Origin of the sequence: Stenotrophomonas sp. SI-NJAU-1, from assembly GCF_020883215.1 — a bacterium.
Taxonomy (GTDB): domain Bacteria; phylum Pseudomonadota; class Gammaproteobacteria; order Xanthomonadales; family Xanthomonadaceae; genus Stenotrophomonas; species Stenotrophomonas indicatrix.
This window is the reverse complement of record NZ_CP086598.1, coordinates 1,922,653-1,940,245: the sequence shown is the minus strand read 5'-3', so window position 1 is coordinate 1,940,245 and position 17,593 is coordinate 1,922,653. Positions and strand designations below refer to the sequence as shown.

17 protein-coding genes are annotated in these 17,593 nt (G+C 67.9%); all 17 read right to left on the bottom strand.

The window, feature by feature from the left end:
• The 17 genes from LMF57_RS09045 to hisS all read right to left on the bottom strand — a co-directional run bounded on the left by LMF57_RS09045 (window position 1) and on the right by hisS (window position 17,581).
• Window positions 1-2,958: a TonB-dependent receptor gene (locus tag LMF57_RS09045; protein WP_229291260.1), complete on the bottom strand. Its 2,958-nt coding sequence runs from the start codon at window positions 2,956-2,958 to the stop codon at window positions 1-3.
• 381 nt (window positions 2,959-3,339) lie between these two features.
• Window positions 3,340-4,071: a copper homeostasis protein CutC gene (locus LMF57_RS09040; protein WP_117310275.1), complete on the bottom strand. Its 732-nt coding sequence runs from the start codon at window positions 4,069-4,071 to the stop codon at window positions 3,340-3,342.
• Entirely contained in the window at window positions 4,068-5,066 is a 999-nt protein-coding gene (locus LMF57_RS09035; RefSeq protein ID WP_208083290.1) for a N(4)-(beta-N-acetylglucosaminyl)-L-asparaginase, read from the bottom strand. The genes LMF57_RS09040 and LMF57_RS09035 overlap by 4 nt, the downstream gene beginning before the upstream one ends.
• A gap of 52 nt (window positions 5,067-5,118) precedes the next feature.
• Entirely contained in the window at window positions 5,119-6,141 is a 1,023-nt protein-coding gene (locus LMF57_RS09030) for a glucokinase (protein ID WP_032975527.1), read from the bottom strand.
• An 85-nt stretch (window positions 6,142-6,226) separates the two neighbouring features.
• Window positions 6,227-6,511 (bottom strand): hypothetical protein, encoded by a 285-nt coding sequence (locus LMF57_RS09025; RefSeq protein WP_025874818.1) that lies wholly within the window; start codon window positions 6,509-6,511, stop codon window positions 6,227-6,229.
• A gap of 48 nt (window positions 6,512-6,559) precedes the next feature.
• Window positions 6,560-8,149 carry a calcineurin-like phosphoesterase family protein gene (locus tag LMF57_RS09020; RefSeq protein ID WP_229291259.1) on the bottom strand — a complete coding sequence of 530 codons (1,590 nt, stop codon included), beginning with the start codon at window positions 8,147-8,149 and terminating at the stop codon, window positions 6,560-6,562.
• A gap of 159 nt (window positions 8,150-8,308) precedes the next feature.
• Window positions 8,309-8,929: a bifunctional phosphoribosyl-AMP cyclohydrolase/phosphoribosyl-ATP diphosphatase HisIE gene (gene hisIE, locus LMF57_RS09015; protein WP_229291258.1), complete on the bottom strand. Its 621-nt coding sequence runs from the start codon at window positions 8,927-8,929 to the stop codon at window positions 8,309-8,311.
• Window positions 8,919-9,695, bottom strand: coding sequence for an imidazole glycerol phosphate synthase subunit HisF (gene hisF, locus LMF57_RS09010; protein WP_222389787.1), 777 nt, complete (start codon window positions 9,693-9,695; stop codon window positions 8,919-8,921). The genes hisIE and hisF overlap by 11 nt, the downstream gene beginning before the upstream one ends.
• Window positions 9,689-10,423, bottom strand: a complete 735-nt coding sequence (gene hisA, locus LMF57_RS09005; protein WP_117310272.1) for a 1-(5-phosphoribosyl)-5-[(5-phosphoribosylamino)methylideneamino]imidazole-4-carboxamide isomerase — start codon at window positions 10,421-10,423, stop codon at window positions 9,689-9,691. Before hisA ends, hisF begins: the two co-directional genes overlap by 7 nt.
• A complete protein-coding gene (gene hisH / locus LMF57_RS09000; RefSeq protein ID WP_025874829.1) occupies window positions 10,420-11,022 on the bottom strand; it encodes an imidazole glycerol phosphate synthase subunit HisH in 603 nt (200 codons plus the stop codon). The genes hisA and hisH overlap by 4 nt, the downstream gene beginning before the upstream one ends.
• Entirely contained in the window at window positions 11,019-12,092 is a 1,074-nt protein-coding gene (hisB, locus tag LMF57_RS08995) for a bifunctional histidinol-phosphatase/imidazoleglycerol-phosphate dehydratase HisB (RefSeq protein ID WP_025874831.1), read from the bottom strand. The genes hisH and hisB overlap by 4 nt, the downstream gene beginning before the upstream one ends.
• Window positions 12,089-13,183 (bottom strand): histidinol-phosphate transaminase, encoded by a 1,095-nt coding sequence (gene hisC / locus LMF57_RS08990; protein ID WP_229291257.1) that lies wholly within the window; start codon window positions 13,181-13,183, stop codon window positions 12,089-12,091. The genes hisB and hisC overlap by 4 nt, the downstream gene beginning before the upstream one ends.
• On the bottom strand, window positions 13,180-14,475 hold the full coding sequence (gene hisD / locus LMF57_RS08985) for a histidinol dehydrogenase (protein WP_229291256.1): 1,296 nt from the start codon (window positions 14,473-14,475) through the stop codon (window positions 13,180-13,182). Before hisD ends, hisC begins: the two co-directional genes overlap by 4 nt.
• Window positions 14,472-15,383, bottom strand: a complete 912-nt coding sequence (gene hisG / locus LMF57_RS08980) for an ATP phosphoribosyltransferase (RefSeq protein ID WP_033830971.1) — start codon at window positions 15,381-15,383, stop codon at window positions 14,472-14,474. The genes hisD and hisG overlap by 4 nt, the downstream gene beginning before the upstream one ends.
• A gap of 34 nt (window positions 15,384-15,417) precedes the next feature.
• Window positions 15,418-15,726 (bottom strand): YerC/YecD family TrpR-related protein, encoded by a 309-nt coding sequence (locus LMF57_RS08975; RefSeq protein ID WP_025874839.1) that lies wholly within the window; start codon window positions 15,724-15,726, stop codon window positions 15,418-15,420.
• Between the two features lie 164 nt (window positions 15,727-15,890).
• On the bottom strand, window positions 15,891-16,160 hold the full coding sequence (locus tag LMF57_RS08970) for a hypothetical protein (RefSeq protein ID WP_229291255.1): 270 nt from the start codon (window positions 16,158-16,160) through the stop codon (window positions 15,891-15,893).
• Between the two features lie 23 nt (window positions 16,161-16,183).
• Window positions 16,184-17,581: a histidine--tRNA ligase gene (gene hisS, locus LMF57_RS08965; protein ID WP_025874842.1), complete on the bottom strand. Its 1,398-nt coding sequence runs from the start codon at window positions 17,579-17,581 to the stop codon at window positions 16,184-16,186.
• Window positions 17,582-17,593: the final 12 nt, after the last annotated feature.

Below are 17,593 nucleotides of genomic sequence, written 5' to 3'. Positions count from 1 at the left end.
TCAGAACGTGAACACATACTCCAGCGCGAACTCGCGGCCCACAGCGCCCAGCAGGCGGGTCGGGGCGAAATCGTAGTCGACCTTGTACGGGTCCTTGTGGTTCCAGCTGGTCGCATTGAACGCGTTGTTCACGTACAGATTGACCTTCATGAACTCGGTCACCTGGTAGCCGACGTTGAAATTCCAGGTAATGAACGGCCCGACCCGGCCGTAATAGCGCGCCGTCTGCTGCCCCGCATTCGGGTTCGGATTGGCCGATCCATCCGGGCGCGTGGCGGGTTCCAGGCAGTTCAGCGACGGGCTGTCGCTGGGCACGTAGCCATCGGCGAACGGCAGGCAGCCGCCGGGGTTGTCCAGGCGGTCGGTGCCCCAGTGGTAGCGCACGCCCGGCACTGAACCGATGCGGTCGGCATACACGTTCGCATTCCAGTTGCCGCCCTGCCATGCCAGGCTGGCGCGCAGCTTGCTGCGCAGGTCACGGTCGCGACGCTCCGGGTTCGGATCGTTGGCGTAACGCTGTTCTTTCGTCGAAATCTGGTTGGTGTAGTTCACCCCCAGCTGGAAGCTGCCCCATGCGGCCGTCTCCAGCCGGTAGCGCGCGCTCAGGTCGATGCCGCGCACTTCGCGGCTGGCCAGGTTGAACGGCCCGCGCTCGATCGACACCAGCCGGCCGCTGCCGTCACGGTTCACCCGGGCCAGGATGCCGGCGCAGTAAGCCTCACCTGCCGGGTTCGCCCACGGCGTGCCGTCCATGTTCTTGCCGGTCAGGCAGCCGGCCTCACTCGCCAGCACTTCGTCGGCACCGACGTCGACGATCATGTCTTCCAGCTTGATCGCCCAGTAGTCAGCGCTCATCGACAGGTTCGGCAGCACGTCCCACACGAAACCGACCGTCCACGAATCGCCGGTTTCCGAGCGCAGCAGCGGCGTACCCCGGCGGTTCACGTCGAACGCGTACCAGACATCGGTATTGCCCACGCCGCAGTTGTTGACCAGATAAGCGCCGCTCTCGATGCAGCGCAGCCGATCGTAGGTCAGCACTTCGGAACTGCTGGCCTGGCCCAACAGGTAGTGCATGTCCGGCGCGTGGAAGCTGGTCGCGTAGGAACCGCGCACCAGCAGCGACTCGAACGGCCGCCATTCCAGGCCGGCGTTCCAGGTGGTTTCCTTCTGGCTGCCGATATCCAGCGCTTCGCCGCCGCCGTCGGCCTTGTAGCTGCCGTACCGGTCGTAGCGTGCCGCCGCGGTGGCGATCAGGCTGTCGGCCAACGGGATCTTGAATTCGACACCGGCCGAGTAGCGGGTACGCTCGCCACCGCCGCGATCGACGTTCTGCAGATCGAAATCGATGCCCGCGCGCGGGTCCGGGCTGAGGTGATAGCCCTGCTTGGCCACTTCGGCCACCGCAGCGAACGAGATCGGCCCGGCCCAGCCCTGGAACAGTTCACCGGTGATGTCGGCCGAGGCCTGGTTGACGTAGGACGACGCCCGGTTCTTCGCTACCGTGCCCATCTGCCAGTACTGGTCCGGGGTGATCGGGTTCCACCAGCGCGACTCGTTCAATGCGTAGATCGCCTCGCCATCGCCGGTGGTGCCCAGCCGTGGGCCGAGGAAGAAGTCGTACGACTTCTGCTCGTCGACCACGTTCTGCCGCTCCTCGACGCGGTAGTAGGAACGGCCGACCGTGGCGCTCCAGTCGAAGCGATCGGCCAGGCGCCCGCGCAGGCCCGCGCTGATATCCCACGACAACTCGCGGTTGGTATTGCGCAGCGTGTCCAGGCCACCGACTTCGTTCGGGGTGAACTGGCGCACGCCGAGCACCGGGCGATTGCGGTTGGCATCCCAGTAGTAACCGTTGGCATCGTCGATCAGCGACACGCTCGGCGGATTGGTGCCCCAGATCGCTTCGGAACGGTATACCGCCAGGTTGCTCCAGGCCTGCAGATCGTTGCCGAAATCGAAGGTGGCATACAGGTTGCCCGACAGGTTCTCCGAGCCTCCGGTCAACAGCCAGTTGGCGTAGTCGGCGCTCATGCCGCAGAGGCGGCCGGTGTTGCTCACCGTATTGGCGTTGTAGTTGTAGACCAGGCGGTCGGCGGTGTAGTACTCGCCAGCGAACTTCTCGCAGGTGCCGTCCGGCGGCGCCAGGCGCTGGCCGTTGCTGGGGTCTATCAACGCCAGGCCAGCGGTGGGACGGAAACCGACTTTGCGCTGCTCCATGTTCCAGGACGGGTACAGCGCATCGTCGGCGTCGTCCATCTGCGGCCGGTCGCGGCCGAACAGCGGATCGCGCTTGGTGTACTGCAGGGCGTAGGTCACGCTCCAGTTGTCGCCGGTCTTGCCGCCCGCCCAGGACAGATCCCAGGTGTCACGCCCGCCTTCGGTGGAGGTACCGCCGCGCACGCGCACTTCGTCGCCGTCGTAGTTGGTCTTGAGGATGACATTGACCACGCCGGCGATGGCGTCTGAACCGTAGATCGCCGAAGCGCCGCCAGTCAGCACTTCGATGCGTTCGACCGCCGCCGCCGGAATGTTGCTGTAGTTGGAGAAATTGGTCTCGCCGCCATAGGGCAGCGGATAGTCGGCCACGCGGCGGCCATTGACCAGCAGCAGGCTGCGGTTGGGGCCCATGCCGCGCAGGTTCAGGCCACTCGCGTTGGGGGTGTGCGAGCCCCACTGCGACGCCGCCTCGACGGTGCCGGTCGCCTCGGTCAGGGTCTTCAGTGCGTCGTAGACGGTGACGAAGCCTTCCTTCTGGATCTGTGCGGCGCTGATCACATTGACCGGGGCCGGGCCCTCGACGCTGGCACGCTTGATGCGCGAACCGGTGACGGTGACCGCATCAAGATCCTTGGTGGGCGACGGGGCCGCTTCCTGTGCGCCAGCGGCAAACGGCAGCAGGGCCAGGGCGAGGGCGTGGGACAGCAGATGACGGCGGTTGCGGACGGACTGAGCCATGGGTGGTTGCTCTTGGATGGTGGACGCGCGGTCGGATGGCGATCCCGGGCGTTGAATCGATCCAGCTCGATTCGACCGCCCTCCCCTGTGGATCGATCCAAACTAAAGCACAGCTGAACCACGCCCAGCATGCGGCGGCGCAACACACCGCCGACGCACGTCGTTATCGCCTTGGGTGTTCCAATTGAATCAATGGGTTGCACGACATCGTTATGGAAGCGGCACAGAAGTCGATGACACGATCGCTACACCCGCGCGCAGAACAGTTTTGTCCGTGATCGGGTTTGCGCGTTCGCCGGGCATGGCCCGTCGCTACCGCGGATGCAGCCATCGCGGTGCTGACCCGTCCCGGTAGCGCCGGGCCATGCCCGGCGGATTCGCTCAGCCGTCCAGCGCCTTCCGCAGCGCACTCACCGTGGCGGTGTCTGTCTGGCTCCAGTCCGGGTCCAGCCCGCGCAGGGCCGGGTTCTGGAACTGCATGGCCGAACGTCGTTGCCCCTTGGCCGAGGCATGCAGTTCGAGACACCCAGTCTTCCGCGCCACGGCGGCGATGTTGCCCGGGCCCAGCCCTGCGCCGGCCATGACGCTGATCCTGCCGGCGGCCCGCGCGACCAGCGCGGCCAGTACATCGGCACCGGCGTCGGCGCTGGCCTGGCCGCCGGACGTCAGCACCCGCTGGCAGCCCAGCCCGATCACCTGCTCCAGCGCCGCCGGCAGATCGCGCGCGGCGTCGAAGGCACGGTGGAAGGTCACCTGCAACGGGCCGGCCGCGTGCAGCAGTTCACGGCACAGCGGCAGGTCGATATCGCCCTGCGCATCCAGCGCACCGATCACCACGCCATCGCAGCCCAGTGCGCGGCACTGGGCGATGTCGCGCAGCATCAGCTCGGTTTCCAGCGCGTCGTAGTGGAAATCCCCCGGACGCGGTCGCACCAGCACGAACAACGGAATCTGCAGCCGCTCGCGGGCGATGGCGATGCTGGCAAACGACGGCGTGGTACCGCCTTCGGCAAGGTTGTCGAACAGTTCGATGCGATCTGCGCCACCGGCCTGCGCGGCCAACGCCGAAGCCACCGAATTGCTGGCGATCTCCAGCGTCAGGCCCGCGCTCACGCCTGCCTGCTCGTATAGATCGACGGTGAGTCGCGCAGGTCATCCTGGCGCTGCGCATCGCACACCGCGTAGACGAAGCCGCGATGCAGTGCATAGGCACCCACGTCGCCCTGCTTGTTCATGGCAAGGAAGCAGACCTGCAGTGTGCGGCTGGCCTCGGGGCGCTTGCGCACCACCCGGTCGATCGCTTCGCGGCAGGCCTGTGCCGGCGAACGGCCCTGGCGCATCAGCTCGACCACCAGGAACGAGGCCGCGTTGCGGATCATTTCTTCGCCCACACCCGAGGCGGTGGCCGCGCCCACGTCGTTGTCCACGTAAAGGCCGGCGCCGATGATCGGGCTGTCGCCGACCCGGCCGTGCAGTTTCCAGGCCATGCCGCTGGTGGTGCAGGCACCGGCCAGGTTGCCCTTGGCGTCCAGTGCCAGCATGCCGATGGTGTCGTGGTTATCGCTGTTGCCGGGAAGACCGCGGCGCTCGGCATTGATCTGCGGCGCGTACTTTTCGGTCTTCAGCCACTCACGCCAGGCCGCTTCGGCCTTCGGCGTCAGCAGGTGCTGGCGCTGGAAGCCCTGCTGCACGGCGAACTGCTGGGCGCCCTCGCCCACCAGCAGCACATGCGGGCTGTTCTCCATCACCCTGCGGGCCACCGACACCGGGTGCAGGATGTCGACCAGCGCAGCAACCGCGCCACAGCGGCCGTCACCATCCATGATGCTGGCGTCCAGGCTCAGCACGCCGTCGCGGTCCGGGTTGCCACAATGGCCGACGGTGGGATTGCACAGCTCGCTTTCGGCCCAGCGTGCACCGGCTTCCACCGCATCCAGCGCACTGCCGCCCTGCGCCAGTACCTTCCACGCGGCCTGGTTGGCCGGCACGCCGAAGTCCCAGGTCGAGACCACCTTGGCGCCACCGTGCGTACGCGCCTTCACCACCGGCAACGCTGCCACGCCTGCGGCCAGTGCACCGGCCTGCAAAAACTGCCTGCGATCCACCATCTTCGCCTCCGTCTGCATGCTGCGCCCGCCGGCCCGATGCCGGCAGCGCCGATCAATCGTGCGCGGGGGTCCGCGCTGCGTGCCAGGCTGCGGCACCGAGCACACCCAGCTGGCCATGTTCGACCCGCCACACCGGCACCTGGCGCAGCACGTCGGTCAGCACCCCCTTGTTGAGGAAGCGCTCACGGAAACGGCCGTCGGCCAGGAAGTCCTGCACATGGGTGGAAATGCCGCCGGCCAGGTACACCGAGCGCGCGCCCACGGCGATCGCCGCGTCGCCGGCCAGGCTGCCCAGCCAAGCGCAGAACACCTGCAGGGTTTCCACCGCCAGCGCGTCGTCGCCTTGCCGCGCAGCTGCGATCAGCGCCTCGGTGCTGGTCCATTGCGGAGCCACGCCGCGCAGTTCGCACAGGCAGGGATACAGGTTCATCAGGCCGCTGCCGGACAGCACGCGTTCGTTGTCCACATGCGGCCAGCGCTGCAGCAGCTGGCCCAGCACATGCAGTTCCAGCGCATTGCCGGCGCCCAACGCAGCGTGGCCGATCTCGCTGGCCAGCACCGGGCGCTCGCCATCGGCGAAGCGCAACGCCGCGCCCAGGCCGGTGCCCGGCCCCAGCACCAGTGCCGGGAAGGTCTTGGCCGGATCGGCATCGCCATTCAGCGGCACCAGCGTGTCGGCCTGCAGGTAGGGAATGGCCAGCGCCACTGCTTCGAAATCATTGATCAGCTGCAGGTCGGGCAGGCCCGACTCGCGGCGCGTCGCCGACAGCGACACCGTCCACGGCAGATTGGCATTGATCAGGGTATCGCCGTCGAGCAGGCCGGCGATGGCGACCACCGCACTGGCCATCGGCTGGCCGAGACTGGCGGTGAAATCGGCCAGGATCGCCGCCAGGCTGGGGTGGTCGGCGCAGGCATAGGTGCGGTAGCTGCCCAGCCGCGGCGCCTGCCCCGGCAGGGTCTCGGCCAGCGCAAGACGGGCGAAGGTACCGCCGACATCGGCGACGACCAGGCTGCGGGGGACGCCGCTGCGGGCGGACTCGGATGGCGCCGGGGACACTGCTGCAACGTTCACGCTGGCCTGCTTGGATCGATTGAATCGTGCCGATTCTCAGGCATTGGACGGCCTTTGCCTAGCGCGGCGACAGCGCCGCCCGGGGTCACATGCCTTCCTGCTCGGCCACCTGCACACCGTCCACCAGCACCCGCAGGCGCTGCGGGCGGAACCCGGCGAACAGCAGCGGCCGGGTCCGCTCCACCAGCACTTCATGGCCGGCGATATGGCGCTGCCACGACTGTACCAGCGAGAACGAGAAGTGCGTGCCCGGATGCAGCGGATGCTGCACCCAGACCTTCTCGCTGGCGCTCTGCAGCATCATCGCGCCGGTGAACCAGTGGCGGCTGAGGGTGACCGGCGTGGTGCCGGCCATGAAGCGGATATCCATGCTGCGTCCTTTCGCGATGGAAGTTGGTGATGGCAGCCCGGCCCGCGCTCAGGGCTGCGCGGTCTGCAGGCTGTAGCTGGTGCTGGCGGTGAACACCGCACCATCGGGCTGGGTGGAGCGCACCTCGACCTTGTGGCTGCCCACGGCCAGGTCGGTCGGCAACGCGCCACGCCACAGGTGCGGCGAGGCGGTGGCTTCCGGCGAGCGGTCGTAACCGCGCAGCGTGGTGGCCAGGTCGTCGGCCACGTTCTCCACCAGCAGGCGCGGATCAGGCTGGCTGACCTGCTTCATCGGCTGCCAGGCGCCGCCATCGACGCGGTACTCGACCACGCTGGCGTCCTCGCCCATGTACACGTTGGCATAGATGCCCCACGCCGGGTAAGCGCCCTTGCGCAGCACCTTCGGTGCATGCAGGCCGATCTGCTCGCTGGCGGCCGCACCGGCCACCCGGTACTGCAGGCGATAGCTGCCGTTGCCGGCCACGTCCAGCAACGCATAGCCCTTCGGCGTGCCGTCGCTCATGGTGCTGTCCGGTACGCCGGCGGCATTCTTCACGCCCGACCAGAACGCACCGCAGTTGGCACCGACGTTGTACTCGTGCAGCGGCCTGGCGCCCTGCCAGCCGTCGGCTTTACCGTAATAGACATGCTGCTGGGTGTGGCTGTGGCCACTGAGCACCAGCACGTTGCGGAAGTCCTTCAGCAGGTCGAACAGGCGCTGGCGGTCGGCATGGCGGAAGGTCTCGCGCCCCGGTGCCGCATCGAACAGCGGGATGTGCATGCCCAGCACCAGCAGACGGTCCCTGTGCAGGCCCTTCAGGTAGGCAGCAAGGAAAGCGAACTGATCCTCGCGCAGGCCACCCACATACCTGGGCTTGGCGTTGGGGTCGTACACCACGTCGTCAAGGAACACGAAACTGGCGCCGCCCTCTTCCACTGCGTAGGTATCGGGGCCGTAGATGTTGCGCCAGCTGTCCAGCGAATGCGCATCATTGGCCGCGTCAACATCCAGGTCGTGGTTGCCGGGTACGTGGAACCACGGCACGCCCAGCTCGGTGGTGACCTTGTTGATCGCCGGGTACAGGGTCAGGTCGTCGTTGACGATGTCGCCCAGCGTGGTACCCAGGCGGGCCTTGGTCTGCCCAACCAGCGGCGCCACGATCGACTGCCGGTAGTAGCCGATGTCCTGCAGGCTGGCGGTCTGCGAGTCGGTGAACACCAGCATCTGGAAACCACGGCGGCTGTCATGCCGGTCGTTCTGCAGGGCGAAGTCCCAGTTGCGGGCAACGTCACTGGTCGCGGCGATGCCACCGTACTTCAGCGCCGGAGAACCATTCGGCCGGTAGTGCCGCCAGAACGACGGCAGGCCGTCGGCAGCCTTCGGGAAGGAATAGGCATCGGGCTTGATCACGAAGACCGTCTGCCCGTCACGCACCGGCAGGCTGTAGCTGCCGTCGGCGGCGGTCTTGACGATGGTTTCGCCGTTGGACACCTGCACGCCGGCCAGGCCCGGATCGGTCGCACCGCGGCCCGGCTTGCCGTCACGCTCCAGATAGACCTTGCCGCTGACCACGGTATCGGCGGCCCAGGCCGGCGAGGTCAGCAACAGGCAGCACAGCCAGGCGGCAGGCAGTTTCATGGGGGCGGTCCGGGAAAAAGAGACCGCCTATTGTAGATTCCGGCGATGACATCGCGCACGCGATTGCCGCTTTTCCTGTCGTGCCGGCCGCTGGCCGGCATTCCACCAGGCGTCCCTTGATCATCGGGTTGCCGGCCAGCGGCCGGCGCTGCCGCACCTCTAACGATGGCGCTTTTCCAGCACGTCGCGGGCATCTTGCAGCGACAGCCTGCGCGCGCGCAGCAGCACCAGCAGGTGGTACAGCAGATCCGACGCCTCGCCCAGCAAGGCCTCATCGTCCTGCGCCACCGCGGCCAGCGCCGTCTCCACGCCTTCCTCGCCCACCTTCTGCGCGATGCGGCGGATGCCGCCTTCGAACAGGGACGTCGTATAGCTGCCGGAGGGGCGCAGCGCCTCGCGCACGGCGACCAGCTGGTCCAGGCCACCGAGGAAGTCCTTCGGTGCGCCGTCGAAGCAGCTTTCCGCGCCGGTGTGGCAGGTCGGGCCTGCCGGGCGCGCCAGCACCAGCAGCGTATCGGCATCGCAATCGACGCTGATCGACTGCACCGCCAGCACATTGCCGGACTGCTCGCCCTTGGTCCAGAGACGCTGCTTGCTGCGGCTGAAGAAGGTCATATGGCCGATGGCCAGCGTCGCTGCCAGCGACTCGGCGCTGACGTAGCCCAGCATCAGCACCTGCAGGGTGTCGGCGTCCTGCACAACGGCCGGCAGCAGCCCATCGCCCTTGTCCCAGTCCAGCGTTTCCAGCGCCTGCGGCGACGGCCGCACATCAATAGACATCCCGCACCTCGATCTGCTGCTCGCGCAGGTAGCGCTTCAAGTCGGCAATGGCGATGGCGCCACTGTGGAATACGCTGGCCGCCAGCGCACCGTCAACGTCGGCCTGGTCAAAGGCCTGGGCGAAGTGCTCCATCGTACCGGCACCGCCCGATGCGATGAGGGGCACCTGGCACAGCGCACGTGCCTGGCGCAGCTGCTCGACGTCATAGCCGCGGCGTACGCCATCGCTGTCCATGCAGTTCAGCACGATCTCGCCGGCACCCCGGCGCTGCGCCTCGACGATCCAGTCCAGCGTGCGCAGCGGCACTGCCTGGGTTCTGTCCGGGTCGCCGCTGAAACGGCGCACGCGCCACTGGCCGTCGTCCTCGCGTACCGAGTCGACACCGACCACCACGCACTGCACGCCGAATTCTTCGGCCAGTTCGGTGATCAGTTCCGGGCGGCCCAGCGCGGGTGAGTTGATCGAGATCTTGTCCGCACCGGCGAACAGCACACGACGCGCGGTCTCCACGCTGTCGATGCCGCCGGCCACGCAGAACGGGATATCGATCAGGCGCGCGATGCGCTCGATCCAGGCCACGTCCACCGACCGTGCCTCCGGGCTGGCGCCGATGTCATAGAACACCAGCTCGTCGGCGCCCTGGTCGCGATAGCGCTGCGCCAGTTCGGCGATGTCCCCCATGTCGACGTGATCGCGGAAACGCACGCCCTTGACCACGCGGCCATCGCGCACGTCCAGGCACGGAATGATGCGGCGGCTCAGCATGCCAGCGCCTCCGCCAGGTCCATGCGCTGTTCCAGCAATGCCTTGCCGAGGATCGCGCCGCCACAACCGGCGGCCTGTGCCGCAGCCACGTCGGCCACATCGCGGATACCGCCTGACGCCTGTACCGCCACGCCCGGCAGCAACGCTGCGAGGTGCTGGTACAGGCTGATGTTGGGCCCGGCCAGCATGCCGTCGCGGGCGATGTCGGTGCACAACAGGTGACGCATGCCGGCCTGTGCATAGCGTTCGGCCAGCGCATCCAGGGTCACCCCCGCGTTCTCGGTCCAGCCATGCACCGGCAGCTGCCATTGCCCCTGCGCGTCCTGCCGTGCATCGAGGGCGATGGTCAGCCGCTCCGGGCCGAACTCGCCCAGCCAGCCGATCACCTGCGCCGGCTCGCGCACCGCCAGTGAGCCGATCACCACGCGGCTGGCGCCGGCATCGAGGATGCGTGCCACGTCGTCACGGCCACGCACGCCGCCACCGGTCTGCACCTGCAGCGGGGTCTGCGCACGGATCGCGGCCAACAGCGGCGCCAATGTGTAGCCACCGGCACGTGCGGCATCCAGATCGACCAGGTGCATCCACTGTGCGCCCTGCCTGGCGAACGCCTGCGCACGCGGCAGCGGGTCGTCGCCATAGTGGGTTTCCTGCGCGTAGTCGCCCTGGCGCAGCCGCACGACGCGGCCGTCGCGGATATCCAGTGCGGGGTAGACGATGAAACTCATGCAGCGGTGCCCTCGAGGAAATTGCGCAGCATCAGCGAACCGGTATCGCCGGACCGCTCGGGATGGAACTGGGCGCCGAAGTAGCGGCCCTGCTCGACCACGGCGGTGAACAGGCCGCCGTGATCACAGGCGGCGACGGTATGGCTGTTCAGCGGCGCGGCATAGCTGTGCACGAAGTACGCGCTGGCGCGCTCGGGAACCCCCTGCAGCAGCAGCGACGGGCGCAGCGGCAGCAGCCGGTTCCAGCCCATGTGCGGCACGCGGATGCCACAGGCCGGCACCAGCTTGCGTACCACGCCGGGGATCAATCCCAGCGTATCCACGCCGGCCTCTTCGGAGCGGTCAAACAACAGCTGCATGCCCAGGCAGATGCCCATCAAGGGCACCTGCAGCTGGCGCAGCGGCTCGACCAGGCCCTGCGCATGCAGGCGCTGCATGCCGGGGCCGGCCGCGCCGACGCCGGGCAGGATCACCCGTTGCGCGCCGGCCAGGCCTTCGGCATCGCGGACCAGCTTCACCGTCGCACCGAGCCGTTCCAATGCGTAGCGCACCGAACCCAAGTTGGCACCGCCGGCATCGATCAGCACGACCTCGCTCACAGCGCCCCCTTGGTGGTCGGCAAGGCGGTACCCTGCCGCGCCAGTGCCGGCCGCAGCGCACGTGCCAGGGCCTTGAAGCAGGCTTCAACCTTGTGGTGGTCGTTGTCGCCACGCACCTGCAGGTTGAGGTTCAGCCCGCTGGCGTCGCACAGCGAACGGAAGAAGTGCGGGACCAGCTCGGTCGGCATGTCGCCCACGCGCTCGCGCTTGAACTCGCCTTCGAACACGAAATACGGGCGGCCACTGAAATCCAGCGCAGCGCTGGCCAGGGTTTCATCCATCGGCAGGGTGAAGCCGTAACGGCCGATGCCGCGCTTGTCGCCCAGCGCCTCGCGCAGGGCCTGGCCCAGTGCAAGGCCGGTGTCTTCGATGGTGTGGTGCTCGTCGATGTGCAGGTCACCCTCGGCGCGGATGTCCAGGGCGAAACCGCCGTGCTTGCCGATCTGCTCCAGCATGTGGTCGAAGAACGGCAGGCCGGTGTGGATGTGCGCATCGCCGGCACGATCCAGATCCAGCTCGACGCGGATCTTCGTCTCCTTGGTATTGCGCTGGACCACTGCCGTGCGTGGTGCATCGGCCAGTGCGTGGGCGATGCCGGGCCAGTCCCACTCGCCGCCGAACTGTTCGGTGCGCAGCTGGAAGCCACGGATGTTGAGGTTGTCGGCGAACTGCAGGTCGGTGATGCGGTCGCCCACCATGCCCGAGCGCGCCCAGTCGATGCTGCGGTCCTGCAGGTAGGCCGTCATCAGGCCGATGCCCGGCTTGCGCGTCGGCGCGTTGTCGTGCGGCCAGCTGCAGTCGACCAGCACGTCACGGAAAACAATGCCTTGGCTTTCGAAGATCTGCAGCATCAGGTCATTCGGGCCATCGAAGCTGGCGCGCGGGTAGCTCTCGCTGCCCAGACCGTCCTGGTTGGTGACGATCACGAACTGGTAGCCGGCATCGCGCAGCTTCAGCAGCGCCGGGATCACCTGCGGCACGAAGCGCAGCTTCTCGTAGGCGTCGATCTGGAAATCCGCCGGCTCCTCGATGAGGGTGCCGTCGCGGTCGATGAACAGGATCGGCGTCATGCCGCGGCCCTCCGTGCCGACAGGGCCGCGAGCACGCGGTCGTTCTCTTCGGGGCTGCCGATGCTGATACGCAGTGCGTCGCCCAGCTGCGGTGCGGCGCGCTGGTCGCGCACCACCACGCCGGCAGCAAGCAGCGCGTCGAACGCCGCCTGCGCATCGGTAAAGCGGACCAGCAGGTAGTTGCCGGCCGAGGCGTATACCCGGCCGATGCCAGGCAGGCCCTGCAGGCCGTGGTGCAGGCGCTCGCGCTCGGTGATTACCGTGGCTACCCGCTCAGCGGTGCGCGCAAGCGCGGCCGGCTGCAGCGCCTGCACGGCCAGCTCGGCGCACGGCGTCGGCACCGGGTACGGCGCCTGGCAGCGGCGCAGCACCGCAATCAGCTCCGGCGCGGCGATCAAGGTGCCGACACGCGCGGCGGCCAGTGCGTGCGCCTTGGACAACGTGCGCAGCACCGCCAGGTTGGCGTGCGCGGCAAGCAGCGTGGTCGCCGAAGCGCGCTGCGCGTACTCGACATAGGCCTCGTCCACCACCACCAGCGCCTGCCCGCGCAGGGCAAGGGCCACCCGTTCGATCTCCGCCAGCGGGATATCGCTGCCGGCGGGATTGGACGGCGCGCACAGGAAAACGAGCTTGGCGCCCTGCCCCTTCGCAGCGGCAATCACCGCATCCAGGTCCGTGCGCAGGCCCTCACCATCGTCAATCAGTGGCACCTCGATCAACGGCGCACCCTGCAAGCGTGCGCAGACTGCGTACATGCCGAATACCGGCGGCGTCACCAGCACGCCATTGCGGCCGGGCACGCACAGGGCGCGCACCAGCAGATCGATCGCCTCGTCGCTGCCACGGCCTACCAGCAGCTGTTGCGGCTGCACGCCGTACAGCGACGCCAGCGCATCACGCAGCGCAGCCGGTTGCGGCTCCGGGTAGCGGCGGCAGCCCCCCGTGGCGTCGGCTGGGTTGGCCCACGCCGATTCGTTCGCGTTCAACCACACCTCGCCCTGCACCGCGCTGCTGCGCGCCGAACTGTAGCCGGCAAAGGCCAGCAGGTCCGGGCGCACAAGTGCCAGCACGCCGTCGACGTCCGCGCTCATGCGTCCACCTCCATGCGCAGTGCCACCGCACGTTCGTGCGCGTCCAGCCCTTCGGCGCTGGCGATGATGCGCGCGCAGCCACCGATCGCGGCCAGGCCAGCGGCGGTCGCGCTCTGTACGCTGATCAGGTTCTGGAAGCTGGCCACGCTGACGCCACTGTAAGCGCGCGCGGCACCGGCGGTGGGCAGCACGTGGTTGGTGCCGCTGCAGTAGTCACCCAGTGCTTCCGGCGTGTAGTCGCCGAGGAAGACCGAACCGGCCGCCTGCACCTGGTCCAGCCACGCGCGCGGTTCGCGCAGGGCCAGGATCAGGTGTTCGGGGGCGTAGCGGTTGCTGATCGCAAACGCATCGGCCAGCGATTCCACCTGGATCAACTGCGATGCCGACAGCGCCTGACGGGCGACGTCCTGCCGCGGCAGCAGGGCCACCTGGCGCTCAACTTCGGCCTCGACGGCCGCCAGCATCGCCGCATCATCGGTCAGCAGCAGCACCTGTGAATCCGGGCCGTGCTCGGCCTGCGACAGCAGATCGGCGGCAACGAATGCAGGGTTGGCACCGGCATCGGCGATCACCAGCACTTCCGAGGGACCGGCCGGCATGTCGATGGCGGCGGCACCGTCCTGTGCCACCTGCTGCTTGGCCTCGGTGACGAAACTGTTGCCCGGCCCGAACAGCTTGTCGCTGGCCGGGATGCTTTCGGTGCCATAGGCCATCGCCGCGATCGCCTGCGCACCACCCAGCTTGAACACGCGTTGCACACCGGTCAGGCGCGCGGCCACCAGCACCGCAGGATCGGCCGTACCGTCGGCACGCGGCGGGGTGCACAGCACCACCTGTGGACAAGCGGCCAACTGCGCCGGCACGCCCAGCATCAGCGCGGTGGACGGCAGTGGCGCACTACCGGCCGGCACGTACAGCCCAACCCGGCCGATCGGCCGCAGCATGCGCTCGCAGACCACGCCCGGCGCGGTTTCCACCGTATAGCCCTGGCCCATGCCGGCCGCGTGGAAGCGGGTGATGCGTTCGGCCGCTTCCACCATGGCCTGGCGCAGCTCGGCCGGCACCGCGGCATCGGCAGCTGCGAACTCGGCTGCGGAAACTTCGAAATCCTGCAGATCCACGCCATCGAAGCGCGCGGTGATCGCGCGCAGCGCGGCGTCGCCCTGCGTGCGCACCTGCGCGATCAGCGCAGCCACCGCATCACGGGTCTGCTGCGCCACGGTCTGCACCGGGCGGGTCAGCGCCGCGCTGCGTGCGGCCTCGTCAAGTTGCGACCAGATCAGACGATTCATGCCAGCGACCGCTCCACGCTCAGTACCATCAGGCCCTGGGCGCCGGCGCGCTCCAGTTCTTCCATGCGCTGCCAGGTCAATGGACCGGGGCACATGGTCTGCAGGCGCAATGCACCGCCATCGGCAGGCAAACGCACCAACGGTTCGGCATCGGCCAGCAGCTGCGACAACGCGTCGACGCGGTCCTCGCTGGCGCGAAACATCAGCAGCTTGCGGTCCTGCCGCTGCACCACGCCGTCCAGGCGGCGCAGCAGCATGCTGCGCAGCGCGCCGCGCGCATCATCGGGAACGCGTACCGCACCGGCCAGCACGGCTTCGCTGTCGAGCAGGTTGTGTACCGGGGTGAGCTGGTTGGCACGCAGCGTGGCGCCGCTGGAGACCAGGTCGCAGATCAGGTCGGCGGTGCCCAGGCGCGGCGCGATCTCCACCGAGCCGGACAGTTCCACCACCTGTGCATCCACGCCCTGCGCGGCCAGCCACTGCTTGAGGATGGCCGGGTAGCTGGTGGCGATGCGGGTACCGGCCAGTTGTGCCGGCCCCTGCCATTGCCAGTCTTCCGGCACCGCCAGCATCAAGCGGCACTGGCCAAAGCCCAGCCCCCGCAATGCCTGGTAGGCATCGGCCAGGCCGATCTGGCGACGCGCGGCCGCCTGTTCGTCCAGTTCATTGCGGCCGACGATGCCCAGGTCGCAGACGCCATCGGCGATCAGGCCGGGAATGTCGTCGTCGCGTACCAGCAACAGGTCCACCGGCAGTGATTCGCCGTAGCAGAACAACTTGTCGCGGCTCTCGCGCCAGCTCAGGCCACAGGCACTGAGCAGGTTGCGGGCGGGCTCGGCCAGCCGGCCACTCTTCTGGATGGCGATACGCAGCCGGTCTCGCGCCGGCGCTGCCTGGGTTGCACTCATGGGGGAGGTCTCGAAGTCTGGAACGGGGCGCGGATCAGCGCGAAGCAAGGCGGTCGACAGCGGCGGCATAGCCTCGATGGCCATGCTCGAGCGTGCGTGCCACCCGTCCGGTGGTGGTCACGCTGACGCCGGTGCGCTCGTGGATCTCGCGATAGGGCACGCCCTGCTGCAGCAGCGGCACCACCTTCCAGCGGTCGGCCATGGCTTCCAGCTCGGCTGGCGTGCACAGGTCACGCAGGAAGGCGACCACCTGCTCCGGCTCGCGCAGCGCGGCAAAGGCCTGGGCCAAGGCGTCCAGATCGGCTTGCGGGTCTTTGGCGGCGATGTCGGGGCGGGCTTTCACGGGCGGGGCTCTTGCATCAATGTAATAGCGTGTTAGTACATTAACGCATTCTTGCGCGCTGCGTCAAAGGGACTGCCAGGGTCCGCCAGGCTCGTTCAGGCGGCGGAAACGAAAACGCCCACCGGGCGGTGGGCGTTCGGATGAGGCAATGGGCCGGGCTTCGATCAGGGCAGGCAGCGGACCTCTGCCTGCAGCGCGCCGCGCCGCAGGCATTCACCGAACAGGCTGCCCTGCCGGCTGGGACGGGACTGCAGGTTCTGCAGCGTTCCTGCCCGGCCCGGGCACGCCCGCTCGGCAAGGGCCTGCAGATCCTGCTCAAGCTGCGCTCGATCCATCACATGGCAGCGATCAGCCACCAGCTGGTAATACGCAGGGCCGATCCGGGTGCTGCGCAACGCCAGATCGCTCTGGCATGCCGCCAGCAGGAACAGCATCAGTGTTCCTGCAGCGGCACGCGTCACGGCATGACCCGCGACTGCTCCAGTTCCACCTGCAGGGTGCTGGCCAGTTCATCACGGGAGACCTCGAACTGCTGCTCGCGCAGCAGGTCCTTCACCGCCACCACGCCGCGCGCCAGTTCGTCCTCGCCAGCCAGCACCACGAAACGGATACCGGCCTTGGCCGCGTACTGGAACTGCTTGCCGATCTTCTTCGGCTCCATCTGCACTTCGGTGTTGATGCCACCGGCGCGCAGGCGGCGGGCGATGTCCAGCGACTGCGGCATGCCCTGCTCGTCCATCAGCGCCACCAGCGCCTGCACGCTGCTGGCCTCGATGCCCTCGATCAGGCCAGCTTCGCGCAACTGCCAGAACAGGCGCGACAGGCCGATGGAAATGCCCACGCCCGGCAGCTTGGACTTGCTGTAGTGGCTGGCCAGGTCTTCATAACGGCCACCGGAACAGATCGACCCGATCTGCGGGTGGTCGGTCAGCGTGGTCTCGTACACCGTGCCGGTGTAGTAATCCAGGCCACGTGCAATGGAGAAGTTCAGGCAGTACGCGCTTTCCGGCACGCCCAGTGCCTGCACCAGCTGCAGTACTTCGCGCAGCTCGGCCACGCCGGCACGCAGGATCTCCGAGGAACCCGCACCGTCTTCCAGTGCTGCCAGCTGTGCCAGCGCATCGGCATGACCCTGCGAACGCACGGCGACGAAGGCCAGGATCTTCTCGACCTGTTCGGCCGGAATGCCGAAGCCTTCGCCCACCAGCGTTTCGCGCACGTAGTCGGGGCCACGCTTGTCCAGCTTGTCCACTTCGCGCAGCACTGCCAGCTGGCGTTCGCCCTCGGCCACGCCCAGGCTTTCGAAGAAGCCGCGCAGCAGCTTGCGGTTGTTCAACTGGATGCTGAAGTCACCGATGCGCAGTTCGGCAAATACCGCATGGATGACCGCCAGCACTTCGGCGTCGTAACGCACGCTCAGGCTGTCCTTGCCGATCACGTCGATGTCGCACTGGTAGAACTCGCGGAAGCGGCCGCGCTGGGCGCGCTCGCCGCGGTACACGCGCTGCATCTGGTAACGGCGGAACGGGAAGGTCAGCTCGTGTTCGTGTTCGGCCACGTAACGCGCCAGCGGCACGGTCAGGTCGAAGCGCAGCGCCATCTCCGGCAGCGAACGATCGCCGGACTCAGCAGCGTTGGCCAGCGCGCCGGTGGACTGCACGAAATACACCTGGCGCTCGGTTTCGCCGCCGGACTTGGTCAGCAGCACATCGGACAGCTCGAACACCGGCGTCTCCACCGGCAGGAACCCGAAGCGCTCGTAGTTGCGGCGGATGACGTCCAGCATGCGCTGGAACGCAATCTGCTCGCGCGGCAGCAGTTCAAGGGTGCCGGGCGGGGTACGGGGCTTGATCACGGGCGGAGCTCC

Bases quoted from the DNA above. Each gene is read 5' to 3' on its own strand.
- LMF57_RS09045 (WP_229291260.1), bottom strand. From the start codon at position 2,958: ATGGCTCAGTCCGTCCGCAACCGCCGTCATCTGCTGTCCCACGCCCTC.
- LMF57_RS09035 (WP_208083290.1), bottom strand. From the start codon at position 5,066: ATGGTGGATCGCAGGCAGTTTTTGCAGGCCGGTGCACTGGCCGCAGGC.
- LMF57_RS09025 (WP_025874818.1), bottom strand. From the start codon at position 6,511: ATGGATATCCGCTTCATGGCCGGCACCACGCCGGTCACCCTCAGCCGC.
- LMF57_RS09020 (WP_229291259.1), bottom strand. From the start codon at position 8,149: ATGAAACTGCCTGCCGCCTGGCTGTGCTGCCTGTTGCTGACCTCGCCG.
- hisIE (WP_229291258.1), bottom strand. From the start codon at position 8,929: ATGTCTATTGATGTGCGGCCGTCGCCGCAGGCGCTGGAAACGCTGGAC.
- hisF (WP_222389787.1), bottom strand. From the start codon at position 9,695: ATGCTGAGCCGCCGCATCATTCCGTGCCTGGACGTGCGCGATGGCCGC.
- hisA (WP_117310272.1), bottom strand. From the start codon at position 10,423: ATGAGTTTCATCGTCTACCCCGCACTGGATATCCGCGACGGCCGCGTC.
- hisB (WP_025874831.1), bottom strand. From the start codon at position 12,092: ATGACGCCGATCCTGTTCATCGACCGCGACGGCACCCTCATCGAGGAG.
- hisC (WP_229291257.1), bottom strand. From the start codon at position 13,183: ATGAGCGCGGACGTCGACGGCGTGCTGGCACTTGTGCGCCCGGACCTG.
- hisD (WP_229291256.1), bottom strand. From the start codon at position 14,475: ATGAATCGTCTGATCTGGTCGCAACTTGACGAGGCCGCACGCAGCGCG.
- hisG (WP_033830971.1), bottom strand. From the start codon at position 15,383: ATGAGTGCAACCCAGGCAGCGCCGGCGCGAGACCGGCTGCGTATCGCC.
- LMF57_RS08970 (WP_229291255.1), bottom strand. From the start codon at position 16,160: ATGCTGTTCCTGCTGGCGGCATGCCAGAGCGATCTGGCGTTGCGCAGC.